Origin of the sequence: Streptomyces sp. NBC_00647 (genome assembly GCF_045207245.1) — a bacterium.
In the GTDB taxonomy this organism is placed as follows: domain Bacteria; phylum Actinomycetota; class Actinomycetes; order Streptomycetales; family Streptomycetaceae; genus Streptomyces.
The window spans coordinates 10,070,670-10,096,695 of the sequence record NZ_CP109040.1 but is presented as its reverse complement, the minus strand read 5'-3'; the positions used below and the strand labels follow the sequence as shown (position 1 = coordinate 10,096,695).

Annotated in this window: 26 protein-coding genes; 12 read left to right on the top strand and 14 right to left on the bottom strand. The window is 69.5% G+C overall.

What is annotated here, in order from left to right:
• Positions 1-8: 8 nt before the first annotated feature.
• The 4 genes from OG788_RS44535 to OG788_RS44520 all read right to left on the bottom strand — a co-directional run bounded on the left by OG788_RS44535 (position 9) and on the right by OG788_RS44520 (position 4,997).
• Positions 9-842, bottom strand: a complete 834-nt coding sequence (locus tag OG788_RS44535; RefSeq protein WP_406376570.1) for a carbohydrate ABC transporter permease — start codon at positions 840-842, stop codon at positions 9-11.
• Positions 842-1,783 (bottom strand): sugar ABC transporter permease, encoded by a 942-nt coding sequence (locus OG788_RS44530; protein ID WP_351551263.1) that lies wholly within the window; start codon positions 1,781-1,783, stop codon positions 842-844. Before OG788_RS44530 ends, OG788_RS44535 begins: the two co-directional genes overlap by 1 nt.
• Positions 1,780-3,051, bottom strand: coding sequence for an ABC transporter substrate-binding protein (locus OG788_RS44525; RefSeq protein WP_406376568.1), 1,272 nt, complete (start codon positions 3,049-3,051; stop codon positions 1,780-1,782). Before OG788_RS44525 ends, OG788_RS44530 begins: the two co-directional genes overlap by 4 nt.
• A gap of 353 nt (positions 3,052-3,404) precedes the next feature.
• Positions 3,405-4,997: a serine/threonine-protein kinase gene (locus OG788_RS44520; protein ID WP_406376567.1), complete on the bottom strand. Its 1,593-nt coding sequence runs from the start codon at positions 4,995-4,997 to the stop codon at positions 3,405-3,407.
• Positions 4,998-5,287: 290 nt separating this feature from the next.
• Here OG788_RS44520 and OG788_RS44515 point away from each other — a divergent pair, with 290 nt between their 5' ends.
• A complete protein-coding gene (locus OG788_RS44515; protein ID WP_406376566.1) occupies positions 5,288-6,766 on the top strand; it encodes a glutamate--cysteine ligase in 1,479 nt (492 codons plus the stop codon).
• 230 nt (positions 6,767-6,996) lie between these two features.
• Here OG788_RS44515 and OG788_RS44510 read toward each other — a convergent pair whose 3' ends face one another.
• From OG788_RS44510 to OG788_RS44495, 4 genes are all read right to left on the bottom strand, one after another.
• Entirely contained in the window at positions 6,997-8,109 is a 1,113-nt protein-coding gene (locus OG788_RS44510) for a hypothetical protein (protein WP_406376565.1), read from the bottom strand.
• A 113-nt stretch (positions 8,110-8,222) separates the two neighbouring features.
• The gene (locus OG788_RS44505; protein ID WP_356756253.1) at positions 8,223-8,648 is read right to left on the bottom strand and encodes an SRPBCC family protein; all 426 of its coding nucleotides are present in this window, start codon (positions 8,646-8,648) and stop codon (positions 8,223-8,225) included.
• A gap of 383 nt (positions 8,649-9,031) precedes the next feature.
• Positions 9,032-10,000 carry an alpha/beta hydrolase gene (locus OG788_RS44500; protein WP_406376564.1) on the bottom strand — a complete coding sequence of 323 codons (969 nt, stop codon included), beginning with the start codon at positions 9,998-10,000 and terminating at the stop codon, positions 9,032-9,034.
• Between the two features lie 98 nt (positions 10,001-10,098).
• Positions 10,099-10,416: a putative quinol monooxygenase gene (locus tag OG788_RS44495; RefSeq protein WP_406376562.1), complete on the bottom strand. Its 318-nt coding sequence runs from the start codon at positions 10,414-10,416 to the stop codon at positions 10,099-10,101.
• A gap of 143 nt (positions 10,417-10,559) precedes the next feature.
• Between OG788_RS44495 and OG788_RS44490 the strand changes: the two genes are divergently transcribed.
• Entirely contained in the window at positions 10,560-11,465 is a 906-nt protein-coding gene (locus OG788_RS44490) for an AraC family transcriptional regulator N-terminal domain-containing protein (protein ID WP_406376561.1), read from the top strand.
• Between the two features lie 154 nt (positions 11,466-11,619).
• The gene (locus OG788_RS44485) at positions 11,620-12,369 is read left to right on the top strand and encodes an SDR family oxidoreductase (RefSeq protein WP_406376560.1); all 750 of its coding nucleotides are present in this window, start codon (positions 11,620-11,622) and stop codon (positions 12,367-12,369) included.
• Between the two features lie 296 nt (positions 12,370-12,665).
• On the opposite strand, the gene OG788_RS44480 is transcribed toward OG788_RS44485, so the two are convergent.
• The gene (locus OG788_RS44480; protein ID WP_406376559.1) at positions 12,666-13,394 is read right to left on the bottom strand and encodes a family 16 glycosylhydrolase; all 729 of its coding nucleotides are present in this window, start codon (positions 13,392-13,394) and stop codon (positions 12,666-12,668) included.
• A 365-nt stretch (positions 13,395-13,759) separates the two neighbouring features.
• Positions 13,760-15,085: an MFS transporter gene (locus tag OG788_RS44475; protein ID WP_406376558.1), complete on the bottom strand. Its 1,326-nt coding sequence runs from the start codon at positions 15,083-15,085 to the stop codon at positions 13,760-13,762.
• Positions 15,086-15,157: 72 nt separating this feature from the next.
• Here OG788_RS44475 and OG788_RS44470 point away from each other — a divergent pair, with 72 nt between their 5' ends.
• Positions 15,158-16,162, top strand: coding sequence for a GlxA family transcriptional regulator (locus tag OG788_RS44470; RefSeq protein WP_406376556.1), 1,005 nt, complete (start codon positions 15,158-15,160; stop codon positions 16,160-16,162).
• Positions 16,163-16,247: 85 nt separating this feature from the next.
• Entirely contained in the window at positions 16,248-16,496 is a 249-nt protein-coding gene (locus OG788_RS44465) for a VOC family protein (RefSeq protein WP_406377011.1), read from the top strand.
• Between the two features lie 107 nt (positions 16,497-16,603).
• On the opposite strand, the gene OG788_RS44460 is transcribed toward OG788_RS44465, so the two are convergent.
• On the bottom strand, positions 16,604-16,966 hold the full coding sequence (locus OG788_RS44460) for a hypothetical protein (protein ID WP_406376555.1): 363 nt from the start codon (positions 16,964-16,966) through the stop codon (positions 16,604-16,606).
• Between the two features lie 100 nt (positions 16,967-17,066).
• Here OG788_RS44460 and sigJ point away from each other — a divergent pair, with 100 nt between their 5' ends.
• Positions 17,067-17,981, top strand: coding sequence for an RNA polymerase sigma factor SigJ (sigJ, locus tag OG788_RS44455; RefSeq protein ID WP_406376554.1), 915 nt, complete (start codon positions 17,067-17,069; stop codon positions 17,979-17,981).
• Between the two features lie 160 nt (positions 17,982-18,141).
• Here sigJ and OG788_RS44450 read toward each other — a convergent pair whose 3' ends face one another.
• Together OG788_RS44450 and OG788_RS44445 are read right to left on the bottom strand one after the other, a co-directional pair.
• Complete coding sequence (locus OG788_RS44450; protein WP_406376553.1) at positions 18,142-18,456, bottom strand: hypothetical protein; 315 nt, start codon at positions 18,454-18,456, stop codon at positions 18,142-18,144.
• A gap of 383 nt (positions 18,457-18,839) precedes the next feature.
• Positions 18,840-19,097, bottom strand: a complete 258-nt coding sequence (locus tag OG788_RS44445; RefSeq protein ID WP_351551210.1) for a LapA family protein — start codon at positions 19,095-19,097, stop codon at positions 18,840-18,842.
• Between the two features lie 76 nt (positions 19,098-19,173).
• Between OG788_RS44445 and OG788_RS44440 the strand changes: the two genes are divergently transcribed.
• From OG788_RS44440 to OG788_RS44430, 3 genes are all read left to right on the top strand, one after another.
• Positions 19,174-19,317, top strand: coding sequence for a hypothetical protein (locus OG788_RS44440; protein WP_406376552.1), 144 nt, complete (start codon positions 19,174-19,176; stop codon positions 19,315-19,317).
• Positions 19,318-19,546: 229 nt separating this feature from the next.
• Positions 19,547-21,052, top strand: coding sequence for an FG-GAP repeat protein (locus OG788_RS44435; protein ID WP_406376551.1), 1,506 nt, complete (start codon positions 19,547-19,549; stop codon positions 21,050-21,052).
• Positions 21,053-21,429: 377 nt separating this feature from the next.
• On the top strand, positions 21,430-21,996 hold the full coding sequence (locus tag OG788_RS44430) for a hypothetical protein (RefSeq protein ID WP_351551204.1): 567 nt from the start codon (positions 21,430-21,432) through the stop codon (positions 21,994-21,996).
• A 111-nt stretch (positions 21,997-22,107) separates the two neighbouring features.
• Here OG788_RS44430 and OG788_RS44425 read toward each other — a convergent pair whose 3' ends face one another.
• A complete protein-coding gene (locus OG788_RS44425; protein ID WP_406376550.1) occupies positions 22,108-22,233 on the bottom strand; it encodes a hypothetical protein in 126 nt (41 codons plus the stop codon).
• 384 nt (positions 22,234-22,617) lie between these two features.
• On the opposite strand from OG788_RS44425, the gene OG788_RS44420 reads away from it, so the two are divergent.
• The 3 genes from OG788_RS44420 (at position 22,618) to OG788_RS44410 (ending at position 25,720) form a co-directional block, all read left to right on the top strand.
• The gene (locus OG788_RS44420; RefSeq protein WP_406376549.1) at positions 22,618-23,106 is read left to right on the top strand and encodes a sortase; all 489 of its coding nucleotides are present in this window, start codon (positions 22,618-22,620) and stop codon (positions 23,104-23,106) included.
• A 154-nt stretch (positions 23,107-23,260) separates the two neighbouring features.
• Positions 23,261-23,884 (top strand): class F sortase, encoded by a 624-nt coding sequence (locus OG788_RS44415; RefSeq protein ID WP_406377010.1) that lies wholly within the window; start codon positions 23,261-23,263, stop codon positions 23,882-23,884.
• Between the two features lie 99 nt (positions 23,885-23,983).
• Positions 23,984-25,720: an MOSC domain-containing protein gene (locus OG788_RS44410; RefSeq protein WP_406376548.1), complete on the top strand. Its 1,737-nt coding sequence runs from the start codon at positions 23,984-23,986 to the stop codon at positions 25,718-25,720.
• The last annotated feature ends 306 nt before the right edge of the window (positions 25,721-26,026 follow it).

Here is a 26,026-nt window from a genome sequence, read left to right as displayed (position 1 = left end):
GTCGCCGGTCAGCCCTTGACGGCTCCGGAGGTGAGCCCGGCCACGATGCGCCGCTGGAAGAGCAGCACGAAGACGATGATGGGGATGGTGATCACCACGGCGGCTGCGGCGATCGAACCGGTGGGCTGGGCGAACTGGCTGCTCCCCGTGAAGAAGGCGAGGGCCGCCGGCACGGTCCGGGCCGCCGAGGTCGAGGTCAGCGAGATCGCGAAGAGGAAGTCGTTCCAGCAGAAGATGAACACCAGGATCGCCGTGGTGAACACGCCCGGCGCCGCGAGCGGAGCGATCACCAGCCGGAACGCCTGCGCCGGGGTGGCACCGTCCACCTTGGCCGCCTTCTCCAAGTCCCAGGGGATTTCCCGGAAGAAGGCCGACAGGGTGTAGATGGCGAGCGGCAGGGAGAAGGTCATGTACGGGATGATCAAGCCGACCCAGGTGTCGAAAATACCGATGACCCGTTCGATGTTGAACAACGGCGAGACCAACGAGATCGGCGGGAACATGGCGATCAGCAGCGACATGCCGATCAGGAGCCTCTTGCCGGGGAACCGGAGCCGGGCGACGGCGTAGGCCGCCATGGTGCCCAGCACCACGGCGATCACGGTGGAGATCAGGGCGATGCCGATGGAATTGATCAGCGCCCGGGTGAACTCGGAGGTCTGGAAGATCCCCTGGTAGTTCTCCCACGTCCACTCGGTCGGGATGAAGTTGCCGTCGGTGAGGGTGCTGGGGTCCTTGAAGGACAGGGCGATGATCCACCAGACCGGGAACAGGGCATAGGCGATCACCAGGATGTTGACCACGGCCCATCCCGACTTCCGTCGCCGTCCGGTGGCGGACATCAGCGTCCCCCTTCCTGGGAGCCGGGGGCGGCTGCCCCGAACAGTTTGATGAAGGCGAAGGCGATCACTGCCACGCACAGGAAGATGAGTACGGAGATGGCCGAGCCGATGCCGAGGTTGAGCGCGGTGAAGAGGTTGTCGTAGCCCAGGATGGACACCGAGCCGGTGTTGTGCGCGCCGGCCGTGAGGATGTAGATGTTGTCGAAGATCCGGAAGGCGTCGAGGGTACGGAAGAGCAGGGCGACCAGGATGGCCGGCTTCATCAGGGGGACGGTCACCAGGAAGAAGCGCTGCCAGGCTCCGGCGCCGTCGACCTGGGCGGCGCGCAGGGTCTCCTCCGGCACCAGGGCGAGCCCGGCGAGCAGCAGCAGGGCCATGAACGGGGTGGTCTTCCACACCTCGGCCAGGATGATCAGGCCGATGGCCGGCCACTGTTCGGTGAGGGGAGCGTCGCCCGAGGGCAGGAGATCGGCCAGGTAGCCGGTTTCCGGGGTCCAGGCGTACTGCCAGGAGTACGCGGCGACCACGGTGACGATGCCGTACGGGATCAGGATGGCGGTACGAACCGTCCCGCGGCCGAAGATGGTGCGGTGCATCACCAGCGCCAGGGCGAATCCGAGGACGAGTTCCACGACGACGGAGACCACGGTGATGAACACCGTCACCCACAGAGCGTCCCACCAGAACTCCGAGGACAGTACGGCGCCGTAGTTGCTGAGGCCGACGAACTCCGCCTGTTGCGGGAAGCGCAGGTCATATCGCTGGAGTGAGAGGTAGACGGCGTAGACGATGGGGTAGGCGGTGACGGCGAGCATGACGATCACGGCGGGTGCGCACAACAGCCAGCCCAACCGGCGCTCCTGCCTGGCCCCTTCGGACAGAGCGCGGTTGTCTTTGGGGGCCGGTGCGTCCTGAGGGGCGGTCGGAGCCGACTGGGTCATGGGATCAGCCCCTTCGAGGCGAGGGCGTCCTCGATCTGGTCACTGATCTTCTGCACGTCCGGTCTCGGTTCGATCCCGTTCGGCGGCGACAGGGTGTGCGAGATCGCGATGGACACGTTCTGGTAGGCGGGGGTCTTGGGCCGGATACTGGCGTTCTCCAGGGCCGCCAGCACGGTGGAGGCGAAGGGATAGTTCTTGACCAAGGCGGGGTCCGAGTAGAGCGGGCGGAGCGTAGGTGGGAGCCCGCCCTCGAGCGCCGCGGTCATTTGGTTCTGCCGGTTCCGCAGGCACAGCGCCGCCTCGAAGGCGAACTCGGAGTGACGGGTGTAGGCGCCGATGGCCAGGTCGATGCCGCCGATGGTGGGCTTGGCCGGCCGCCCCTCTTCGACCCCCGGGTAGGGCGCCCACCGGAACTGCTCGAAGAGCTTGGGGTTGTTGGCCTTCATCGAGGGATACACGAAGGGGTAGTTGATCTCGAAGGCGGCGGTTCCGGACTCCATGGCCAGCCGGTTCTGGTCCTCCATCTGGTTGGACAGGGACGGGTCGGCTGCGGCCGAGGTGGCCAGGTCCTTCATGATGGAGGCCGCTCGCACGGCGGGTGGGCCCAACCTGGGTGCTGTGGCGGTCGCGTTCAGGATGGAGCCTCCGGCGCTCTCCACCAGTGTGTTGAACCAGACCGTGAGTCCTTCGTACTGTGCGCCCTGGATCTCCACGTAGTGCGGCTTGCCCTGCTTCGCCAGGCCTTCCGCCATCCGGATCATCTGCGCCCAGGTCTTGGGGGGCGTGGGGACCAGGTCCTTGCGATACCAGAGCAGTTGGGTGTTCGTGTTGTACGGGACGGCGTACAACCGCCCCTTCCACGTGGCCGTCTGCAGCGGGACCTCCAGGGTGTCCCGGGTCGCCGCGGTGCGGTTGCTCCCGGTCCACGGCAGGATCCACTTGGCTTCCGCGAACTCGGCGGGCCAGGTGACGTCCAGCCCGATGATGTCGACCGTGTCGTCCTCGGCGGCCAGTCGGCGCACCAGTTGCTGGCGCTGCCCGTCCGCCGTACGGGGCAGTTTGTTGTAACTGATGCGGTAACGCCCACCGGACTGCTTGGAACAGGCGCTCGCCGCACTGGCCAACGCACCGGAATCATCCGGGAAGTTGTACCAGTTGAGGGTCACCGGCCCGCCACCTCCGGTACCGCAGCCGGCCAGCAGAGCCGCCGACAGGCACAGAGCGAGGAGAACCCGCAGGAGGCCACGGATGCCGGACAGACGCGCCACCCTCACACTCCTTCCAGACCAGTACGAGATCCGGACGGAGCAGGAGAAGGTCCGGACGCGCGACACGTTAGGCCCGCACCCCGGCTTCACCGTGCACGCCTCACCAACCAGTCATCCGAACGGCCGCACCGAGCACGGCACACACCGCACAGACCACGGTGATCCGACACCGCACGACGGCCCTGCCACGACGCCCGGCCTCGCCCACGCGAGCGCCGGTCCTCGCGGAGGCCGCCCGGCGTCCGTTCACCGAGCTGCCGACGTCGACCCGAACCCCGGTGGGCTCGCGGTCCTCTCGGCGGTGGCGCCGACAGGTCGACGAACATGGTCTGGCATGAACGAAACGATCCCGGTCACGTGACGGGTGGCTGCTTCGGCCCTGCAAGCCGGAAAGTGCTGCGGATCAGCGCCACACATCCCAGGGCGAAGAGCCAGCCGCCCAGGGCCAGGCGCGGAAAGCCCAGCCCGTTGATCATCTCGACGAGCGCGAAGGTCACGAACAGTCCCGCGGTCAGTGCGGTGGCGAGAATGTGCAGGTACCGGATCGGACGTGGAACGGATGCGGCAGGGGAACGCCGCAGTGCGGAGAGCACCGCCGCGCACGTACACCAACTGAGCACGATGGCTGCGGCGAAGGGCCAGGCACGGGTGAAGGACCATGTCCCGACGAAGAACGAATAGCCCCCGGTCAGGTAGTCCAGGAGAGATGCCTGCGGGGTGAAGGGCAGATACACGGCGAGAGCCAGTGCCACCGAGGAGATCCAGAACAAGAGAGCTCGGCGGAACGTGGAGGACGGCGTCTTCAAGGCCGGTACCGCTCGAGCAGCCCGGAGATTCCCGGTCGTACGGGGAGCTCCGACAGCCGCCGTGGACCGTGCCGGAACCGGCACCGCCGTGGGCCGTACCGGAACCGGCTTCGACACCTTGGGCACCGACCGCGCGGGCCCGGTCGGCGCGGTTTCTGCGGAGACCGGTGCTGCGACTGCGGGCTCCGGTGGAGGGGGCGTCGTGCCTGGCGAAGGTGGTGCGGTGACGGTGGCAGGCAACGCCGCGGCGACCTGCTCGGGCAGCCAGGCCACGGGCTCCGCGACGATCTCCGTGGGGGTATAACCGCCGATGCCCGCCACCAAGGCGAGTTCCTCGATGAGCTCGGCCACTTGCGGGCGCTGAGCGGGGTCCTTGGACAGGCAGCGGGCGACCAGCTCCAGACCCGGCGACGGCAGTCCGCCGAGACGTGGTTCCTCGTAGGCGATACGGAAGTTGAGCGACTGTGCCGAGCCCGTGCCGAAGGGGCCGGTGCCGGTGGCCGCGTAGGTCAGCACGGCGCCCAGGGCGAATACGTCGGTTGCCGGTGTGACGGGCTCGCCGGTGAGCTGCTCCGGAGCCATGAAGCCAGGGGTGCCCACGATCGTTCCGGCTCGGGTCAGCGCGGTGGCCTCGGTCGCGACGGAGATACCGAAGTCGACGACCCGCGGCCCGTCAGGAGCGATGAGCACATTGGAGGGCTTGAGGTCCCGGTGGATCAGGCCGGCCGCGTGGATGGCTTCCAGCGCCTCGGCCAGTCCTGCGCCCAGGGCCCGTACCGAGGTCACCGGCCAGGAGCCATGCGCTGCGACGGCCGCGTCCAGGGGCATTCCTGGGACGTAGGCTGTCGCCAGCCAAGGGGGAGAACCGTCGGCGTCGGCGTCGACCAGAGCGGCGGTGAAGAAGCCGGTGACCTTACGGGCCGCCTCCACCTCCCGGGCGAACCTGAGACGGAAGCCGGGATCTCCGGCCAGTTCCGGCCGAACCACCTTCACCGCCACCAGGCGCCCGCTGGGCGAGCGCCCCAGATAGACCCGGCCCATCCCACCGGCGCCCAGTCGCGCGGAGATCCGGTACCGCCCCACCAGCCGCGGATCGCTCGGCTTCAGTTCTTGCACCGGGATCCCCACCCCCTCACTCACCCTGTGCCTCCACACTCAGCGTCATTACACACCACCGGCCCACGGGACATCGCCGCAGGACCGACCTGGCATCGGCACCCCCGGCGCACTCGACGCAGCCGCGGACGCTCACTCTGCGTGGCACATCCGCGCCGCTGATGAGCTGGGGGACTGCTGCCGACGCAACCGGACGCCGACGAGGCCGCTCCGGCGGTCAGCCGCGGCGTGGGGCCCCGTCCCGCATGGTCAGACCTGCCCTGTGGTGCGACGCTGGAGGGGAGAGGTATCCGTGGGGCCACCCGGGAGGGCCGATGGGACGCGACGTTCCGGCGCAGGTCTTCACCCGCGATGACCGTCGCCGGTACCGGATCAAGATGCAGGAGTGTCTCGACGCCTTCGCACAGATGCTGCGCGAGTCACGGTTCGACGCGGAGCGCCCTCAGGTGGGCCTGGAGATCGAGCTGAACCTGACCGACACGGAGGGCGAGCCGACCATGCGGAGCGGTGACGTGCTCGACGCCATCGCCGATCCCGCCTGGGACACCGAGCTGGGCCGGTTCAATCTGGAGATCAACATTCCGCCCCGGCGGCTCACCGAAGGTGGCCCCAACGACTGGGAGGAGGAGATCCGCGCCGCGCTGAACCACGCGGAGGAGCGCGCCAGGACGGTCGGCGTCCATCTGATCATGATCGGCATCCTGCCCACCCTGCGGGAGGACGACGTGGGCGGGCAGGCCCTGTCGGAGAACGCCCGCTACCACCTGATCAACGAGCAGGTCTTCGCGGCACGCGGCGAGGATCTGCTCATCGAGGTGAACGGTGTCGACCGGCTGCGGACCTACGCGGACACGATCACACCGGAAGCCGCGTGCACCAGCACCCAGTTCCACCTCCAGGTCTCCCCGGAGGAATTCGCCGACTATTGGAACGCGGCCCAGGCCATCGCCGGAATCCAGGTCGCTCTGGCCGCCAACTCCCCCTTCCTGTTCGGCAAGGAACTCGCGCACGAGACCCGCATCCCGCTCTTCGAGCAGGCGACGGACACCCGCCCGCAGGAGATCAAGGCGCAGGGGGTACGGCCCCGGGTCTGGTTCGGTGAACGATGGATCACCAGCGTCTTCGATCTCTTCGAGGAGAACCTCCGCTACTTCCCGGCGCTGCTGCCGCTGTGCGAGGAACAGGACCCCACGCAGACGCTGGACCGCGGAGACACACCGGACCTGTCCGAACTCACCCTCCACAACGGCACCATCTACCGATGGAACCGCCCCGTGTACGCCGTCACCCAGGGCAGACCACACCTGAGAGTGGAGAACCGCGTGCTGCCCGCGGGCCCGACGGTCGCCGACACCCTCGCCAACGGCGCCTTCTACTACGGCCTCACCCGCGCTCTGGTGGACGAAGACCGGCCTGTGTGGTCACGGATGTCCTTCTCGGCCGCCGAGGACAACCTGCACGCCGCGGCACGTCACGGCATCGACGCCCGCCTGTACTGGCCCGGAGCAGGCGAAGTCCCGGTGCCCGAACTCGTCTTGCGGCGACTGCTGCCGCTGGCGCACCAGGGCCTGGAGCGCTCGGGCATGGACGCGGCCTGGCGGGAACCGCTGCTCGGCATCATCGAGCAACGGTGCGTCACCGCGCGCAACGGCGCGGTCTGGCAGAAGGAGATGCTGCACCACTTCGAGGCCTCGGACCACTGCGGCCGTCATGAGGCCCTGCGGCGCATGACGCGGCAGTACATCGACTACATGCACCTCAACGCACCGGTCCACACCTGGCCGGTCGACTGACGGGAGCGGCACGATCGGCCGGTGGACCGGCGCGGAGTGCCCAGCGGACCTCGGGCACGAATCGGCCACGGAGGCAGATCCTTCCAAGTCGCCAAGACCCTTTGCCGCACTCGGAGTTGTGCGGCGGCACCGGCGTATTCGGCGGCGTGCGTCCTTTCGAGCGGAAGCGGAACCGGGCGTCGGTGCGGCCGGCCGGGTCGATGCTGCCTGGACGACCAGGTCGTGGACGGCTAGAAGATGCGGGCCCTGGTCTGCTGCGTGAGGTTCTCGTGGATCTTCCGCAGCCACGGGCTGCGGACAGCCGGCAGCCGGACCATGGCGCGCTGGAACGCCATGGGATCGGCCCGGAACAGGTGAGCGGGACGCGGCGCGGGTGGGTCGTCGCGAAGGACACCGTCTGGCATGGCACCCGACGCGGGGAGGGGTAGGTGCGGCTCGGGAAAGGCCAGCCACAGCCACACCCCGAACGGCAGCGGTACCAGGTACGCCGAGGTGGCAGAACCTTCCGGGGCCCAGACGTTCCCGGTCTGCGGATGGCCCGGCACGAGGAGGATTTCCACGTCCGCGTCGGGGGCGGGCTGTCCCGGCCCGGCCAGGACGGCGCGCCGCACGGGTGGACCCGCGGGCAGCAGGACGTCGAGGGCGCGTTGGAGGACTTCCTGAGCCAGGCCGTCCGGGACCGTCACCGGCCGCCCCTGTGAAGCGGCCAGCAGGTGGGCGAGAGCCCGGCCGACCGCGGCCTCCCACCGCGGGCTCCAGGACCACCAGTGGGCCGACCCCCGGACCGACCCCCAAGTGGTGACCGGCTCGAACGGGGGCGTCCCCATTCCCTCCGCCATCGCCTCCGCCCAGGAGAGCGGTGCGACCTCGGCGTCGGTACCGTCGGCGGGAAGGCGGTGCACCGCGTCGGGGGCGAGCCACACCGCCTGCCAGAGCGAGCAGTCGTCGATCCGGCTCGCCACGGGCAGGCCGCACGCCTCGCAGGCCATGTTCGGGCCATCGGCCCCGTCGAGACCGCAGCAGTATCCGCCGGCCTTCTCCGGGATCAATACGGTGCCGCGGGCATCGCCTGGTGCGATGACGACCGCGCCGGGCGCACCGTCGGAGAGGGAGTAGACCGGCGCATGGATACCGCGGGCGGCCGCCTCGTCCGGCTGGATTTCCTCCCACTTCCGCCATGGCGGCCCCCAGGGCTCCGGCTCCACGGCGAACGTGCCCTGTTCCATGAGCACCGGGAGCTGAATGCCGTTCCCGTACTTCTGATGGGCGTGGACGGGCAGGGCGACCTGGGACAGCGGGGCGGTCAGCTCGGCGCCGCATCCGGCGCACACGAAAACGAACAAATGTCCTCCGTCTGGGAAACAGAGGCATCATCGCAGTTCGTCAGCCGTCCGCCCATCGGATTCGAGCAGGGCCTGAGGGCACGGGAGTCACCACCCTGCGGGCCGGCGGGAAGTCAGGACGAGGCCGCGGTTTCGGCGAGCTTCTGGAACTCGCCGAGGTCGTAATTAGCGAGGACCGAGTCCAGATTGGTGAGTGCCCCGAGGCGCTCGACGAATCCCTTCGGGTCGTACTCGACCTGGAGGGTGACGCGGCTCGAGGCCTCGCTCAGGCGGTGGAACGTCACGACACCCGCGTGGTGGACACCCTGGGTGGTGTGCCAGGCGATCCGCTCCCCGGGGATCACCTCGGTCAGTTCGGCGACGAAGTTCTTGTCCGCCCCCGGAAGGGACAGTTTCCAGGCGAAGCGGCGTTCGTCCAACGGCTCCACCAGGCGGACGTGGCTCAGGAAGGCGGGCCACCTGGTCACATCGCTCCACAGATCCCAGGTGACGGACACAGGGGCTTGGACGTCGACGGTTTCCACCAGGGAAGCGGACACGCGGGCACCTCTCTCGTCCTCGGATCGACGCCGGGTGGCGACGAATCAGTGAGACCCGGCTACCCGCGCACGTCCCTCCCACACGACGTGCATGACCGTGTCCCTCGAGGCCTCTCGCGTGACGGGACCGCGGTGAAGGGTGTCGGCGTAGCCGTCAATCGTGCCCAGCCACATACGGATGAACGTGGGCCCGGTAGTGCTGAGGGCCGGCCTCACCGGCCTCGTGTCTTCAGCCCCGGCCCGGCCCCGCAGCGCTCTGGCGCGGGCCGGACTGCTCGCTGCTCGCTGCTCGCGCCAGGCGGTTTCCGTGCGCGTCGATCCGTCGCACCTCTGCGGGCTGGAAGAGGAGATCGGCACCGCGACGGTCGAGTGCGTCGACCGCGCTACGCGGTGCCCTTCGGAAGCAGCACTCGTGCCAGCCAGTCGGTGCGGGTTCGGCGGGCTGTGGCAGAGATGTGCGCCTGCGGGTACAGGGCGTCGAAGCCGTGGAAGCCGCCTGCCCAGACGTGGAGTTCGGCCTGTCCGCCGGCCGCCCAGATACGGGTGGCGTAGTCGGTGTCCTCGTCGCGGAAGACTTCGGCGGAGCCGGTGTCGATGTAGGTGGTGGGCAGGCCCGAGAGGTCGTCGGCCAGCGCGGGCGAGACGTATGGGGGTACCTCGTCGTGGCGGGTGTCGCCGAGGACGGCGCGCCATCCGAACGCGTTCATCTCGCCGGTCCAGACGCCGGGCACGCCGGAGTACTGACGGCTGGAGATGCTGGTGTTGCGGTGGTCGAGCATGGGGCAGATCAGCACCTGAGCGGCGATCGCCGGGGTGCGGAGATCACGCGCCAGCAGGGTGAGGCCGGCGGCGAGGCCGCCGCCCGCGCTGGCGCCGGCGACGATGATCCGGGCTGGGTCGATGCCCAGTTCGGCGGCGTGTTGGGCAGTCCAGAGCAGACCTTGATAGCAGTCGTCGACGAGCGTGGTGCCCGTGGCCTCCGGTGCGAGCCGGTAGTCCACGGAGACGACGACCGCGCCGAACTCGTCTTGCCACTCCAGCGGGATGTCGATCTGCGAGAAGCGGTCGCCCATGACCATCCCGCCGCCGTGGATCCAGTAGATGCAGGGCGCGGCGGTGGTGCGATCAGGTTGCGCGGGGCTGAAGACCGACAGGCGGATCTGGGCTCCGTCCTTGGCCGGCACGGTGATCTCGCGGCGGTCGACCTTCCGGTGTGCGAGAAGCGAGTCGACAGGCGCCGGGGGGAGCTGCCGCAGTTGCGCGAGAGTTTCCGGAGTGAGCTGGGACATGAGGGGCATGTCGGCCAGCAGCTCGCGGAGTTCGGGGTCCAGGGCGGGACGTGCCGGGGCCATGGTCGTGGGCCTTTCGTGGGGTGGTGCCGGGTGGTCGGACGTGGGCGGGGGTTTCGCAGGGGGGCCGAGGCCGCAGGAGGGCGGAAATCGATCCGGGTTCAGAAGGCGGCCTTGCCGCGGACCGGGACGAAGTCGGTGTACTCGGACCCTTTGGCAAGCAGTCCGTCGACCTGGGCCACGATGGCCTGCGCGGCGTCGCCGGCGAAGACCCGGTGGTGGTCCTCCTCGCTGGTCCACCCTTCGCTGACATGGACGACGTCGGGATCGGACGCGGAACGGGAGACGAGGTAGACGACGCAGTGTTCGCTCGCGCCGGGGCTGCCTTCGTCGAGACCGCTCAGCAGCAGGTCGACCAGCTGGTCGCCCATTCCGGTCCTGGCGGTCAGGGTGGCGTTGAAGCCATATGCGGCGATCATGGAGTCCTTCTTCCCTCTGGTGGAGTGCGGTGATTCCATTCAATCGCCCTGACCTGCGGAAATGTTAGAATCATGCTCGCTCGTACTTGCATAATCCTCGCGGATTCGGGAGTCCGGTGGTGGAGGGGTGCTGCAATGGAGGCATGTACCTCGAAGAGCTCCGCACCCTCCTGGCCCGGCACGCCCGGCCCGACTGGACCACCGCCATCGACGGCGTCCTCATCTCGAAGGTCGACCGGCCGGATCCGCCGGCGCCCTCCATGTCCGGCACGGTGCTGGCGGTCATCGCCCAGGGCGCCAAACGCCTCGCCCTGGGCGAGAGGGTCTACGAATACGGCCCCGGCCAGTATCTGGTCGCCTCCGTCGACCTGCCCGTCACGGGGCAGTTCACCCAGGCCGATCCCGCACAGCCGGCCCTCGGCTTCGGCCTCAGCCTGGAGCCGTCCGCCGTCGCGGAAGTGCTGCTGCAAGCCGGTCCCGGCGACCTCTCCCGCGCCGGCGGAGGCGTTCCCTCGGGGATCGCCGTCAGCGACGCTTCAGCCTCGCTGCTCGATGCGGTGGTCCGGCTGCTGCGACTGCTCGACGAACCCCGCGACCGGGCCGTACTCGCGCCGCTGGTCAAGCGCGAGATCCTGTGGCGCCTGATCACTGGCGAACAGGGTGCGACGGTACGCGAACTCGGCCTGGCCGACAGCGGCCTCAGCCACATCTCCCGGACCGTGCGCTGGATCCGCGAGCACTACGCGCAGCCCTTCCGCGTCGAGGACGTGGCACGCATGTCCGGCATGAGCGTCTCCGCCTTCTACCGCAACTTCCAGGCGGTGACCGCGATGAGCCCCATCCAGTTCCAGAAGCAGATCAGGCTGCAGGAGGCCCGCCTGCTGCTCGCCACCCACCCGGGCGACGTCACCGGCATCGGCCAGCGCGTGGGCTATGACAACCCCTCACAGTTCAGCCGGGAATACCGCCGCCAGTTCGGTGCGCCCCCGAGCCGGGACGCCGCCCGTCTGCGCAGCACCGCGCACTCCCCCGCGACTGTCCTGCCCTGAACCATCGAGGGCACGGTAGAGGATCGTGCAGGAAGCGGCGAGGATAGTTCTACTGTTTCAGCAGTTCAGAGCGATTCAATGGAATCACCGATTCCCCCGCCGAGTAGGAAAAGACCTGTCCGGCCGGGGATCCCATCACATCGCGAGGATCACCATGAAGACCGTTCTGATCACTGGCACCTCCTCCGGATACGGACGGGAGACAGCCCTCCGCTTCCACTCGCAGGGGTGGAACGTCGTCGCCACGATGCGCACCCCGCGACCGGACGTTCTGCCCTCCTCGGACCGGCTGCGCATCGTCGAACTCGACGTGACCCGGCCCGAGAGCATCACCGCCGCGCTCGATGCGGCCGGCCCCATCGACGTCCTGGTCAACAACGCGGGCGTCCCCTCGATCGGCGTGTTCGAGGGCACCCCCATGACCCGCGTCCGGGAGGTGTTCGAGACCAACACCTTCGGTGTGATGGCGACGACCCAGGCGGTGCTGCCCCAACTTCGCGAGCGCGGCTCCGGCGTGGTGGTCAACGTGACCTCCAGCGTGGTGCTGGGCCACATGCCGCTCTCGGCCGTCTACAAGGCGAGCAAGATGGCCGTCGAGGGGTTCACCTCCTCCCTCGCCCTCGAACTCGCGCCGTTCGGCGTGCGGGCCAAGACAGTCGAGCCGGGCGCCTGCCTGACGACAAACTTCGCCGCCACGGCGACGCAGGGTGCCCCACTGGACGAACTGGTCCCGACGCCCTACGCGGCATGGGCGAAGAAGGCCATGGACGACTTCACGGGTCAGCACCTGTTCACCGAGGAGAGCGACGTGGCCGAGGCGGTGTGGCGAGCCGTGCACGACACGACCGGCCAGCTCCGGTTCCCGGCCGGTCCCGACGCGGTCTGGCTCGCCCAGGCGAAGTGACGTGGAGCGAGCCGGCAACGTCCTCAGAGCCGCGACGTCTTTCGTCGCGGCCGAGCTCGACCGGCCGCACACACTCGCAGCCTTCATCGACGCATACCCGATCCGCCTCCGGCGCGCTGCCCCTCGCGCTGTGACGGGCGGCGAGACGCACTGCACCCAGGTCGCCCCGTGCCCCTGGTGAACCCCCTCCGGTCGAGCCATGCAGGAGGGGGTTCGTGCTGACGGTTGTGACTGCCCCGGAACGCTTCCCCTCGGGTCAGCGGGAAGGTTGACCCGGGACGGGCCCGAAGCTCACGTCACGGCGTGTACGGCGTGTATGTGATCGACGAGACCTTCAGGTACCGGGCGCCGTCAGCGGTCGCCCAGGTCGAGGCGTCAGGATTCCCCGGCCAGTCCCCGCCCACGGCCGTGTTGACGATGAAGTGCATGCCGATCCCGGCCGGAGTGGTGTAGGCCTTCGAGCCCGTGATGGTGCCGTCCACAGCGAAGTCGATGTGATCGGGCCACCACGTGAACGAGTACGTGTGGGAGGCGTTCGTCCAGCCTGACGAGTTGCCCGACGCATACTGACTCTGAGCGTTGTTCACGTCGTGGAGGGTCTGGTACACGGTGTTCGGGTTCTGCCCGACGATCTCAGCGGCATCGAACTCGGGCAACCACGGGTTCAAGTAGGCCGCCCACACGGCAGGCAGAAGTCCCTGACCGTTGGGCATGTTCGCGGTGAAGCTGTACGTGCCATAGCCGTAGAGGTTCTTCGACTCCACACGGCCTGAGTAGTACGTCCCGTCGCCGGCCTTGTAGGTCTTGATGATCAGCGTCTCACCCTCGTACCAGACGCAGTTGGGCGTGTAGGTCTCCAGCTCGTTGTTGGCCGTCCACCTCCCGTTGATGGTGTTCCACGAGTTGACTTTCTGCGGTGCGCCCCAGGTGCCCGCGTGAGCCGGCGGCTGGCCCAGGAGAAGCAGCAGGAGGGCAGCCAGCGCGACGGCTATCAAGCGTCCTGGCTTCCGAAGTGCGGATGACATCGCGGCTCCATTGCTCGGATGACATTGACCGTGGGAGCGGTCCCACAACCACTTCGGTTCCGGACTGTAAGAGTCCGTTCAACATGTGACAAGACGTGCGGCACCAGTTGTTCGCCGCCTTCTTAAGTTGAACGCAAGACCTGATGTCGGGCGCGACAGGAATCGCCTCAGGGCGTTCGCCGCCAACGGCCCACTCCCCGACCGGGACGCGTGCGAAGAGGAGTTCCGAAGGCACGTCCAACAGCTCGATGCGATTCCGAGGCCAGTCACGGGATTCACCCCCCAGCACCCCCAGTCCGAAGCGCTGGATCATCCAGTGAACCCAAGGCCCCTCGGTGCCCCGCCACCCAGTGTTTCGGGTCGCCTCATGCTCCGTCCGGACCGGCCGGTTCCCTCGGCGTGCCGACGTCCGTGGGAGCGGCACGGCGCAGCGTGCGGATCGCCGGGATGGTGAGCAGTGCCACGCAGCCCGCGAGACAGGCGCCTGCCGAGATCAGCAGGAGCCGTCCCGGGGAGGCCAGTGCGGTGGCCGGCCCCGCCAGAATCTGACCCACGGCGATTCCGGACACCGAGCCGGCCAACTCGTAGGCGGTGACCCGGTTGAGCACCGCGGGCGGGGTGTGGGTCTGCACGCTGGTCGCCCACATGACGGACCAGAACGCCCAGGCGCCGCCGCCGAGTACGTGGCCCACCAGCAGCACCGGCAGTCCCGCGCTCAGTGACACGCAGAGCGGCAGCACGGCGAACAGTGCCATCGCCACCGCGCCCGCGGCCAGCGGCCGGGCCGGGCGCAGCCGCAGCGCCAGCAGGCCGCCGAGCACCGTTCCGACGCCGAGGAAGGAGACCGCCAGGCCGTAGGCGTTCGGGCCGAGCCGGGCGCCGACCAGCGCCGAGCTGAGCGGTACCAGCGGGCCGAAGAGCAGCACGCCGTAGCCCACCCAGATCAGGATCACCGCCCACATCCAGGTGCGGGAGCGGAACTCGTGCCAGCCCTGGCGCAGGTCACGGCGGAGCGAACTTCCGCTGGACTCAAGGGAATCGGCGTCGTTCGGGGTGTCCGCGGGCGCGTCGGCGGGGGCGGGACGGATGAGCGCCAGGCACAGGGCGCTGAGCACGAAGGTGCCGCCGTCGATCGCGTACACGGTGCCGGCGCCGGTCAGCGCGATCAGCAGCCCTGCCAGGGCCGGGCCGAGCAGTTGGGCGAGCGCGTCGGCCACCTTGAGCGTGGCGTTGGCCCGCTGGGGGTCGCGGGCGACCAGCGGGACCATCCCGTTCACGCCCGGCTGGAACATCGCGGCGGCCGCACCGGCCAGCGCTGCCATGGTCACCAGCAGCCAGAACGGAGGCGGCCCGACGAAGAACGCTACGGCCAGCACACCCTGGGTGAGTACCCGGGCGAGGTCCGCGCCGACCATCATCCGCCGGGCGCCCAGCCGGTCGGCGAACACGCCGCCGAACAGGACCAGGGCGACGAACGTCCCGGTCCAGGTGCCGAGGACGAAGCCGACACCGGAGATCCCGTAGAGCGCGCCGACCGCGAGTGCGGCGGCCACCGGCATCATCGCGTCGCCGACCAGCGAGACCGTGCGGGCGGTGAAGTAGAGCGTGAAGCGCCGGTCCCACAACGGCGGCCGGGCGTCGGGCGGATCGGTGTGCGGGAAGGTACGGGTCTGAGCCTGCGTGGTGGTCACAGCACGCCATCCTGGTCTGGACTATTCGGCCGCCCCAGTGTCCCGAACGACATGACTGGGTACTTTCACGCCATGACGATGCGTTCGCTGCCGAAGTCCCCGGCCCTGCACCGGGTGGTGGCCCTGCTCCAGCCGCCGCAGTCGACCTTCCCGCTGGCCTGCGCGGCCGAGGTGTTCGGCGAGCACGGCCCGGCGATCCCCGCCCGCTACACGTTCGAGGTCTGCACGGAGCACCCCGGCCCGGTGCGCACCCAGGCCGGCTACGACCTGCTGGTCACAGCGGGCCTGGACGCGCTGGAGCGGGCGGACACCGTGGTGGTCCCCGGCTGGCAGCAGGCTCCCGGCACCGAGGTGTCTCCGGCGGTCGTCGCGGCGGTCCGCCTGGCGCGCCGGCGCGGCGCACGGATCGTCGGCATCTGCTCGGGCGCGTTCGTGCTCGCCGCCGCCGGACTGCTGGACGGCCGCCGGGCCGCCACCCACTGGGCCCAGGCCGCCGAACTGGCCGTACGGTTCCCGCAGGTCCGGGTCGACCCGGCGGTGCTCTACGTGGACCACGGTGACGTCGCCACCAGCGCCGGATCGGCGGCGGGCGTGGACCTCTGCCTGCACCTGGTGCGCGCCGACCAGGGCGCCGCGTACGCGCTGCGGATCGCCCGGCAGATGGTGATGCCGCCGCACCGCGAGGGCTGCCAGCTGCAGTACGCAGAGCTGCCCACCTCCGGGCCGGTCACGGACTCGCTGGCCCCGCTGCTGGAGTGGCTGGCCGGGAGGCTGGACCAGCCGGTCAGCGTCGCCGAGATGGCGGCCCGCTCCCAGGTCTCGGCCCGTACGCTGACCCGGCGCTTCACCGAGCAGCTGGGCATCAGTCCCGGACGCTGGCTGCTGGACCGGCGGATCGCCGCCACCCGGGCGCTGCTGGAGGAGACCGACCTGCCGGTGGAGACCATCGCGCACCAGGTCGGCCTCTCCTCGGCCGTCAACCTGCGCCGGCGCTTCCACGAGGCCCTGCGCACCACGCCCGCCGCCTACCGGCGCGACTTCCGCACCGACGAGGCCGGGCAGACCACAGCCGGGTAGCCCGCCCACCGCATGAGGCTTCGGCGGAACGATCGTCCTCGGGCGCGGTACGTGAAGCTCGGGGGACGCCTCCTCAACCACGCTCCTGTTCCTCGATGCCGCGGAGGTCCTGTGCCACTGGACCTTGAGCGTGCACCAGCGAGGTGTGGCGAACACGCTGGGCATTCGCCGCATCATGTTCGCCGTCGACGACATCGACGACGTCATCGCCCGTCTGCGCGGCCACGGCGCCGAACTCGTAGGCGAAGTGGAGCAGTACGAGGACAGCCATCGACTCTGTTGTCTCCGCGGCCCCGAAGGCATCATCGTCGGACTCGCCGAGCAACTCGGCTGACCACAAAGCCGAATTCGGTCTGGGGAGGCGAGCGGGCGGCCCCTGATGCGACCCGATCCGCCGGCCGGCCGGCCGCAGCGGATCCCGGTACTCCCCCGAAGCGGCCCTCAGCGCCGCGCCAGTGCCAGCAAGCTCAAGCCGAACATCAGGACGCCCAGGGGAAGATGGACCGACGGGATGTGCGCGACGCCGAGCACGACCTGGACCGAGGCGAGGGCAAGGAAGCCGGACGCGTGCCAGACGGGCCGGGGCGAGCCGCCACCCGGCTTCCATGCCAGCACCGCCGCGAGCACGTACAGCATCGACGCCCCGTACATCACGCGCGCTCCGACACCGTGCAGTGTCTCTCCGTAGGACGCGGTCAGCAGCAGTCCGGCGGAGACCGCTTGAAGGAAGATCGTCAGGGTCTGCAGGGTGATCGCGATCTGCAGAAACGAGTAGCGGTGCGGTGCCGTCGCCTGGGTCGCCATGCCGCGGTCCCCTCTTTCCGCCCGGAGGCAGTTGATCGATAAGGTCTCATCAACCCGACGACGCGGGCCCGCGAAAGGTAAGGCGAGGAGGCGGCGGAGCATGGGGACGGCTGGGACGAGCACCGACGAGATGGCCGGCGAGCGGCGCCAACTGATCAACGTCGCCTACCGGTTGCTCGGCTCACTGGCGGAGTCCGAGGACGCCGTACAGGAGGCCTACGCGCGCTGGTACGCGCTGCCACGAAGTCGACGGGTCGAGATCGTGTCCCCCGGCGCCTGGCTGACGACTGTGACCGGCCGCATCTGCCTGGACGTGCTCGGCTCGGCCCGGGCGCGGCGTGAACGCTATGTCGGCGCCTGGTTGCCCGATCCGCTGCCCGACCACGCCGAGTGGGACCGCGGCCGGGGCGCCGACCCCGCCGACCAGCTGGTCCTGGACGAATCGGTGACCATGGCCTTCCTCGTGGTCCTGGAGTCGATGACACCCGCCGAGCGGGTGGCGTTCGTCCTGCACGACGTCTTCCGGTACCCGTTCGCCGAGATCGCCGAGATCCTCGGCCGGACTCCCGCGGCATGCAAGCAGCTCGCGGCCTCCGCCCGGCGGCGGGTGCGCGCCGAGCGGCCTCCGGTGACGGCGGCCGGGCAGGCCGACACGGTGCGGCACGTCAAAGAGGCATGGCAGACCAAGAACATCGCGGCCCTCGTCGACCTCCTCGACCCGGCCGCCGTGATGACCGCCGACGGCGGCGGCATGGTCGGTACCGTCCTACGCCCGATCGAAGGCGGTGCGCTCATCGCCCGGTACATGGTCGCCATCGCCGACAAGGCTCCCGGGCTTGAACTCCTGGAGCGGTCCGTCAACGGTGTGCCGGGCTTGGTGGCCCGGCGTGCCGGCGCCGTCACGACCGTAGCCTCGTTCGATGTCGCCCACGGCCGCGTCACCCGAATCTGGGCGGTCCGCAATCCGGAGAAGCTGCGGGCGTGGATGCGCGACAGCGAGGGCGTGTCCGAGTGATCTGCTCGCCTCAACAGATCAACGTCAAACCTCAGTTGGACCAGGAGGACTGACTAGCCGCCGGTTCGGACGCGAAGCCGGAGGCTCCGGGTGCGGTCCCCGTTCCAGAACCGCCTGATGGACCACGGGACTTGGTCACCCGGAACCTCCATGGAGCCCGTTACGCCGCCGAGCGCCCGTCCAGTTCCCGCCGCCTGGCCGCGAGTGCCCTGGCCAGTACTTTCGCCCGGTAGGGGTTCGCGGTATCCAGAGCCGTCGCCACCGTCACCGCCTCGTCCAACAGAGCCAGCCGTTGCGCCGGCAGCTCCCGCACCAGCGGCGAGGCGCCGGCCTCCTCCACCAGCACGTACGCCAGCTTGGACCCGTACGCCTCCGGCTCCACCTGTGTCAGAAGACGGTAGATCCACAACCCCTCGGCACCCCGCACCACCCGCCGGTTGGCGCTGAGCAGCCTGACCCTCGCGAGTACCACCATGTCCTGATCCACCAAACCCCCTTCGCTCCCCCACCCCCGGCCCGCACCCGTCACCCGACGAGGCAGCACAACGAGCGCGCCGGCAGCCAAGGACGGATGCCGGCACGAACGCCGGAGAGTGGATGACCACGAGTCTGCGGGCGGACCACCACCTGCGACAAGGCTGAACGGACGTGCGCTCCGTCCTACCGCAAACCGCTCCGCAGCAGGCATGATGGACCTGACACTCCCCCAGGCCCGGCGCGCACACCGGCCGCCTTCACGCCGGGCGATCTCCGGCAGCACACATCCCGCCGGAACCACTGATGTGACCGCATGCTCCGCCACGCACGACAAGTGGCCCCGGGTCCCCGCATGAGCCGGAGCGGTGTTCCAGAGCCGGGCTACCGGCGGGCGCGACGGCGGTAGGCGATCAACCTTCCCAGGAGGATGCCGACGAGGAGGGTGACGGTCAGGACGATCCACAGCGGGAGGGTGACCTTGGGAATCCAGAGCCTGATGGTGACCGAGCCGGTGTTTGCGGCGATGAACCAGATGGTCAGGGCTGCCAGCACGAAGAAGCCGACGGTGCGCAGCCGCACGTCCCGCCCCTTGACCGTCACGGTGGACGGCCCATGTGCCTTCGCGGTCTTCTGGGCCATGATTCCAGTATCAGGCGGTTCACCCGAGCGGGCGACTCGGTTGCCGGCTCCCTGCCGACGAACCGGGAGGGCCGGCGTGGGCGTGTACGAGGACCGCGGACAGCAGATCGCCCTCGTACATGTCCCGCACTGCCATCGGGCCCTCCTGCAGTCGGGTACGCCGACGACGGGCGCCGTCCGGGTCGTCGTCCCCGCATCCGACGACTTTCCGGCGCGCTGACTACAACCCCGTACGAACTTGGGATGTCTTCTGAGTGAGCGCAAGGGGGGTGTAGTACTCACGGCACCGTCCGACGGGGGAGGCCACCCATGACTTCATGCGGCTTTCCGGCGGGCGCGGTGGCGTCGTGGCCCTCCGAGCGCCTGCCACACCCCTGTCCCTTTCCCGTCCTCGCCCCTGAACTGTGCGTCGCCGTCGGCCGGTCCAGGAAACGAAGGAGGCTCCCCCAGTGCGTCACATCACCAGCGCGGCCGTGACGGCCGCGGCACTGCTCACCCTCGGTGGCAGCACGATGATCGCGGCTCCCGCGGCGCAGGCCGCTGTTCCCTTTCCGTCCATCGGCTGGCAGCAGCACAACTGCGACTACGACGGCAACGGGTTCGACGATGTACTGATCGGCGCCCCAGGCGCCACGGTGGGCGGCGCCAAGGCCGCCGGCTACGTCACCGTGCAGTACAGCTCGTCGAGCGGCCTCAGCACTTCCAGGAAGAGCGTCCTTCACCAGAACACTTCGGGCGTCCCGGGCGCCGCCGAGGCCGGCGACACCTTCGGCAGCGCCGTTGCCTCCGGCGACCTGGACAACGACGGCTACGACGACGCGATCGTCGGTATCCCCGGCGAAGACCTGACCGGACTGTCCGACGCGGGCGGTGCCGTCGTCTTCTGGGGCTCACCGAGCGGGCTCCACGGGAACGACAGCACCTGGCTGCAGGACCCCACCCGGCTCCGGGCCGGCGCGAACTTCGGTCTGGCCATCGAAGCGGCCCGATACTTCGCCCCGGACCCGGCGGCCCCGGACGCGGATCCGCGTGACAGCATCGCCCTCCTGGAGAACGACACGCTGCTGTTCTTCACCGCCGCGCCGGAGGTGGCGGCCAGGCGTCTGAAGGCGGTGGACACGGGTGTCCGCGCTCGGGACATGAGCCCGCTGGGGACCGGCGGTTTCGCCTTCCGGAGCCTCAGTCACGGAAACTACAACGAGGACTCATGGGCTGACCTGGCGATCTCCGGCGTGACCACCGGCGACCAGCCGGGCATCGGCGCCACCCAGGTACTGCACGGCGCACCCGACGTCGAGGCACTGGGAGACGGCGGCACGTTCGAAGGCGGTCCCGCGGTCGTCTCCAGCGACTTCAACCACGACGGCCAGGACGACCTGGCCGTCGGGGACACGGCCGTCGGCTCGCCCGTCGGTGGATCGGTCTCCGTCTACCTGGGCCAGGGCGACCTCTCCGGGCTCGACCCGACCCCGGCGCAGACATGGACGCAGGACTCCCCCGGCGTCCCCGGCACGGCCGAGGCCGGCGACCGGTGGGGCGCCGAACTGTCGTCCGGTGACACCGACGGCGACGGCCGCCCGGACCTCGCGATCGGCGCGCCCGGGGAGGATGTGGGCTCCGTGTCCGACGCGGGTGCGGTCTGGACGCTGCGCGGCGCACCGGGCGGGCTGACGGCGACCGGCGCACGTAGCTTCGACCAGAATTCCGCGGGCGTTCCCGGCGCGGCGGAGCCGTCGGACCACTGGGGCGGCCAGGTGCGGCTGATCGACGCCGACCAGGACGGTCTGTTCGGCCTGCTGGCGGCGGCCCCGGGTGAGAACACCGACGACGGCTTCGTATGGGTCATTCCCGCGTCGTCATCGGGGCTGATCACCAGGGGTTCGTGGACCTTCGACGGGGCGAGCCTCGGAGCGCCGGTGGCCAATGGGCGGTTCGGCGCGGCGATCGACGAGTAGCGGAATCCACCAGGAGGACTGGGAGTTCATCGCCGTGAATCACAACTGCCCATTCCTGTGGGCCTTTTGAGTGGCGGTGAGGGCCCTCCCGGGCTCCGAGTGTGGCGCCGTGTCCGCGGGAAATCGGGTTCGGCGCCACAACCGTCCGCACGTTCGCGGCACTGAGGTCGATCCGCGGAGCCCTTCGCTCGCCTCGTGTCTTCACAGGGCGGCCGGGGTCGGCTGCCGGTGAGGGGGTCCGCGGGGCGAGCGTGCGGACTCGAGGCCTCGGCGGGCGCGCGGGGTTCAGGCCGATTCCAGAGCAGCCCGTACAACCAAACCCGTGACCGGCATGTCTGACATGGCAGGAAACTCAGAGCCGCAAGCAAGGGGACGCGATGCGTACAAGACGATACGGGGCGGTGCTGGCCGCCCTGACGATGGCCGGTGTGGGCGTGGGAGTGGCGGCGCCCACGACGGCGGGTGCGGCCACGACGGCTGTCGCCTGCCCGACCGGATGGGGCAGCCTTCCGAAAACCGCGGCGGACGCCGACACCGGGTCGCTGACCGACATCAGGACCGGCGAGCACGACTGCTACGACCGCATGGTCTTCGACGTACCCACGGCGGGCACCGTGCCGATCGGGTACACCGTGCACTACGTTGACGCCTTCTACCAGGACCCGACCGGCGTGCGCATCCCGATCTCCGGCGGGGCGATCATCGAGATCATGGTGTCCGCCCCCGCCTACGACCCAGAGACTCACTCGGCGACGTACCCGGGCCGGGGCGGGCGACCGCTCCCGGGTGTCGACCTGACCGGCTACCGAACCTTCCGGGACGCGAAGTTCGGCGCCAGCTTCGAGGGAGTCACACAGGTGGGGCTCGGCGTCCGGGCACGGTTGCCGTTCCGGGTGTCGCAGCTCTCCGACCGACTGGTGATCGACGTCGCCCACACCTGGTGACACAGCCGCCGTCGACCGCGTCCAGCCGGATGACGTGTCCCGGCCGAGCCCGGCCATGAAGAAGGATGTGGCGCGGTTGCGTGCAACCCCGCCACATCGCCTCGCACACTGCTACAGCTCGAACTGCCAGCCACTCGTCTTCACCGTTTTGACCGTGCTGTACGAGGACGACCCGGCCTTCTTGAACTGGAGGTCGATGTCGTCGCCGGCCGCGATCCAGCGCGGGTCGATCGTCATCGTCGCCGTGCACACCGACGTCGTGTCACTCCGCGTCGTGCCGCAAATACGAGGGACGGTCGCGCCGGCCCTTTCTCCATGACACAGGCGGGAACTGAGTGGGCATCACCACTCGCCCGGGCACCTGCGACCGCGCGCCAGGAAACAGTCGGGGGTGACGATCGTTCGCCCATCCGCACCCCTCGGCCAAGACATCCACTGCGCCGGTCCCTGCGGCGGCGACCTGCGGAAACGCTGTCGCGCAAGCGGTCACTGCACCTGCCCGGGTGACGGGCCCGCGATGTCTCCTGTTGCGAACCTGACGGAGTGTCGGTTTCCTCGTCGATGGAGCACCACACGGGCACCGCGACTACTCGTCGGCCACAGCTTTGATGGAGGATTCCCTTGCGAAACGCACACGTTGGCGTCGGTATCGGCCTGATCATCGGTGTCCTGGCTCTGGGGGGTCCAGCCTCGGCCGACGCCCCTGACTCACAGCTCCGCATCAACCCGGGCAATGCGGCACCGGGCTCTACGGTCACCGTCACCACCACGGCCTGCGGTGCGGAGACCTACGGCAAGGGCGAGTCGGAGGCCGGCGGGCAGTTCCACCTCTTCGCGGGCAAGCGCAAGGGCGAGCTCACCGGCGAGTTCCAGATCCCTGCGGGGGGAACACCCGGCACCGACACCGTCACCGTGAAGTGCCCTCCACGGATCAAGATCACGGATACCTACGAGATCACCAGCCGACAGCCGAACGGCGCCGTCGAAGCCGGCTTCGGAGACGTCAAGGACACCGACACGCAAGTCGCCCTGGGCGGTGCGCTGCTCGCTGCGGCCGCCGCCGGATCCCTGGTCAGGATGCGCCGCCGCACCCTCGCCGACCGAACCTGACCTCCCGGCTCCCGCCGCCCAGGCCCGGCATGGCGTTCGCCCCCGGGCCGGCGGGAATGAACCCCACCCTGCTGCAGGCAAGAGGCTCAACGTGACGGAACCCCGGCACAAGGCCAGCGCGCGCCCACGCGTATTCGTCCCCCCGGTCGCGTATCTGGTCCTGGCCTTCGCGACAGGCTGCCTGTTGTTGATCAGCGGGTTCCTTCACGGACAGCCGCCTCAGCCGACGGCCGACCAGGCCTTCTCCAGCGCAGCAGGCGGCCCCACCGCTTCAGCGGCACGCCGCGCCGTCCAGCCGCTGCCCCCCGCGCAGCCCGTCCGGATTCGCATCCCCGCCATCGATGTGAATGCCCCCATGGCACGGCTGGACCTCGACAGGGCGGGGGCGCTTCAGCCCCCGCCCGCGGACAGGCCCGGCCTTGCCGGCTGGTACGGCGGAGGCCCGGCGCCAGGTTCGTCCGGCACAGCGCTGACGACGGGGCATGTGGACACGCGCACCGGCAGCCCCGGCGTCTTCTACGAACTCGGCGCCCTCACCAAAGGCGCCACGATCGAGATCAGCCGGACGGACGGCCGGACGGCGGTCTTCACCGTCGACGCCGTGGAGGCCTACGACAAGGACACATTCCCCACCGGACAGGTCTACGGCAGCTCCGACCTGCCCGAACTACGAGTGATCACCTGTGGCGGCCGCGTCAACGACACCGGATACCAGGGCAACGTCGTGGCCTACGCGACGCTCACCGCGGTGAAACAGCCGAGCAGCCAGGTCAGATGAACTGCTCGGCGCCGACCATCGGCACGCCCGCGCCGGGAGCGTGGACTCCACGGTGTGCCGACGCATCCGTAGAAAAGCCACCGCGGGAGGTAGGACCCGATGCCGTCATTGCTTTCGGTGAACGTCGGTATGCCGAAGAACGTGCCGTGGCAGGGCCGGACCGTCTTCACCGGTGTGTGGAAGTACCCGGTGCACGGACCGGTGATGGTGCGACGACTCAACATCGACGGCGACGGGCAGGGCGACACGGCCGGCCACGGCGGCGAGCAGCGGGCCGTGCTGGTCTACCAGATCGAGTCGTACCGGCACTGGAAGCGTCACTTCGGACGCGACGACCTCGAGCACGGTCAGTTCGGGGAGAACCTCACCGTCGACGGCCTTTCGGACGACGAGGTGTGCATCGGTGACCGGTACCGCATCGGCGAGGCCGAGTTCGAGGTGACGCAGCCGCGGGTCACCTGTTACCGCGTGGGTCTGCGCTTCGGTGAACCCGAGCTGCCTGCCCTGCTGGTCAGCCACCACCGTCCCGGCTTCTACATGCGGGTCCTGCGGGAAGGGCACATCCAGGCCGGCGACGAGATCATCAAGACCGGGGCCGGGCCTGGCACGCTGAGCGTGGCCGACACCGACGCACTGCTCTACCTCCCCGACCGGGACCCCGAGAAGCTGCGTCTGGCGGTGAGCATCCCTGCTCTGAGTCCCGGATGGCAGGGCTCGTTCCACGAACTGCTCGAGCCCGCGGAGGGTTCGGGAGCTGCCGCCGCAGGTGGCGGGGCATCGGCTTGGGACGGCTTCAGGGCGCTGCGCGTGGCTGAAGTGATTCCCGAGAGCACAACCGTCTTCTCCATCCACCTCGTCGCCCCGGACGGGTCCCGGCTCCCTCCCGCCCGCGCGGGCCAGTACCTGACACTGCGCGTGCCAGGAGCCGGACAACCTGCCCCGGTGCGCAGCTACTCGCTGTCCTCGGCGCCCGACAGCGGCCGATATCGGATCAGCGTCAAACATGAACCGCACGGCGCCGTCAGCGCGTATCTCACGACGAAGCTGCGGCCGGGCGCGATGCTCGATGCGGCGGCGCCCCGAGGCGACTTCGTCCTCCAGGAGGGCACCGAACCGGTTCTCCTCATCTCCGCCGGCATCGGCCTGACTCCGGTGCTGGCCATGCTGCACGAGCTTGCGGCCTCGCCCGACGGCCGCGAGGTCTGGTGGATCCACGGTGCCCGGGGCCCGCGGGAACACCCTCTGGCCGCAGAAGCGCGGGCGCTTCTCACCGCGCTGCCGCACTCCTGCGAGCATGTGTTCTACAGCGCCGCCGCGCCCGGCGAGTACAGCCGCGACAACGCCAGGCCAGGGCGCCTCACCAAGGACAGCTTGCTCGCTCTCGGTATCCCGGCGAACGCGACCGCCTACGTCTGCGGGCCGGCCTCCTTCATGACCGACATCAAGGACGCACTCATCACGGCGGGGGTCGAGCCGGCTGCCGTCCATTCCGAGCTGTTCGGCGCGCTGCCCCCCATCACCCCCGGTGTGACAGGGCGGAGCGGTCCGCAGCCGCATCAGCCGCCCGGCCCGCCCGGGACCGGGCCGGTGGTGACCTTCGCCCGCAGCGGCATCTCCACGCCGTTCCCCGCCACGCGAAACAGCCTGCTCGAACTGGCCGAGGCATGCGACGTTCCCGTCCGATGGAGCTGCCGCACCGGGGTGTGCCACACCTGCATCACACCGCTCCTGTCCGGCGAGATCGCTTACACCTCGCCCCCGCTCGAGGATCCCGCCACGGGACAGGCACTGATCTGCTGTGCCCGTCCCGACTCCGATGTCGTCCTCGACATGTGAGGTGATGTCGGCCATGACCGCACCCGTCCCGCCGTGAGAGGGCGGGCGGGCCTCGAATCGTGACGCTGTACGACGCGTTGCTCTCTGTGTGCCCCTCACCGGTGGTGGCGTCGAACCGCACGGTGACGGTATCGATGATCCCCGGACCAGACTTCGCGTCGTACATCTTCTGCTGGTTGTCGGCGACACCGGCGATGCCGTCCTGGCTCGCGCCCACGTACTGGGCGGGGATGCCGAGGGCGCCGGAGGGCGTGACCGCCGACGGGTTGGTCTCTGCCGCCGCCACGGTGGAGACGCTCCTGACGG

What these genes read in the sequence shown, in the direction of transcription:
- OG788_RS44535 (WP_406376570.1), bottom strand. Translation starts at nt 842, where the DNA reads ATGTCCGCCACCGGACGGCGACGGAAGTCGGGATGGGCCGTGGTCAAC.
- OG788_RS44530 (WP_351551263.1), bottom strand. Translation starts at nt 1,783, where the DNA reads ATGACCCAGTCGGCTCCGACCGCCCCTCAGGACGCACCGGCCCCCAAA.
- OG788_RS44515 (WP_406376566.1), top strand. Translation starts at nt 5,288, where the DNA reads ATGGGACGCGACGTTCCGGCGCAGGTCTTCACCCGCGATGACCGTCGC.
- OG788_RS44500 (WP_406376564.1), bottom strand. Translation starts at nt 10,000, where the DNA reads ATGGCCCCGGCACGTCCCGCCCTGGACCCCGAACTCCGCGAGCTGCTG.
- OG788_RS44495 (WP_406376562.1), bottom strand. Translation starts at nt 10,416, where the DNA reads ATGATCGCCGCATATGGCTTCAACGCCACCCTGACCGCCAGGACCGGA.
- OG788_RS44490 (WP_406376561.1), top strand. Translation starts at nt 10,560, where the DNA reads ATGTACCTCGAAGAGCTCCGCACCCTCCTGGCCCGGCACGCCCGGCCC.
- OG788_RS44485 (WP_406376560.1), top strand. Translation starts at nt 11,620, where the DNA reads ATGAAGACCGTTCTGATCACTGGCACCTCCTCCGGATACGGACGGGAG.
- OG788_RS44480 (WP_406376559.1), bottom strand. Translation starts at nt 13,394, where the DNA reads ATGTCATCCGCACTTCGGAAGCCAGGACGCTTGATAGCCGTCGCGCTG.
- OG788_RS44470 (WP_406376556.1), top strand. Translation starts at nt 15,158, where the DNA reads ATGACGATGCGTTCGCTGCCGAAGTCCCCGGCCCTGCACCGGGTGGTG.
- OG788_RS44460 (WP_406376555.1), bottom strand. Translation starts at nt 16,966, where the DNA reads ATGGCGACCCAGGCGACGGCACCGCACCGCTACTCGTTTCTGCAGATC.
- sigJ (WP_406376554.1), top strand. Translation starts at nt 17,067, where the DNA reads ATGGGGACGGCTGGGACGAGCACCGACGAGATGGCCGGCGAGCGGCGC.
- OG788_RS44450 (WP_406376553.1), bottom strand. Translation starts at nt 18,456, where the DNA reads ATGGTGGTACTCGCGAGGGTCAGGCTGCTCAGCGCCAACCGGCGGGTG.
- OG788_RS44445 (WP_351551210.1), bottom strand. Translation starts at nt 19,097, where the DNA reads ATGGCCCAGAAGACCGCGAAGGCACATGGGCCGTCCACCGTGACGGTC.
- OG788_RS44430 (WP_351551204.1), top strand. Translation starts at nt 21,430, where the DNA reads ATGCGTACAAGACGATACGGGGCGGTGCTGGCCGCCCTGACGATGGCC.
- OG788_RS44425 (WP_406376550.1), bottom strand. Translation starts at nt 22,233, where the DNA reads ATGACGATCGACCCGCGCTGGATCGCGGCCGGCGACGACATCGACCTC.
- OG788_RS44410 (WP_406376548.1), top strand. Translation starts at nt 23,984, where the DNA reads ATGCCGTCATTGCTTTCGGTGAACGTCGGTATGCCGAAGAACGTGCCG.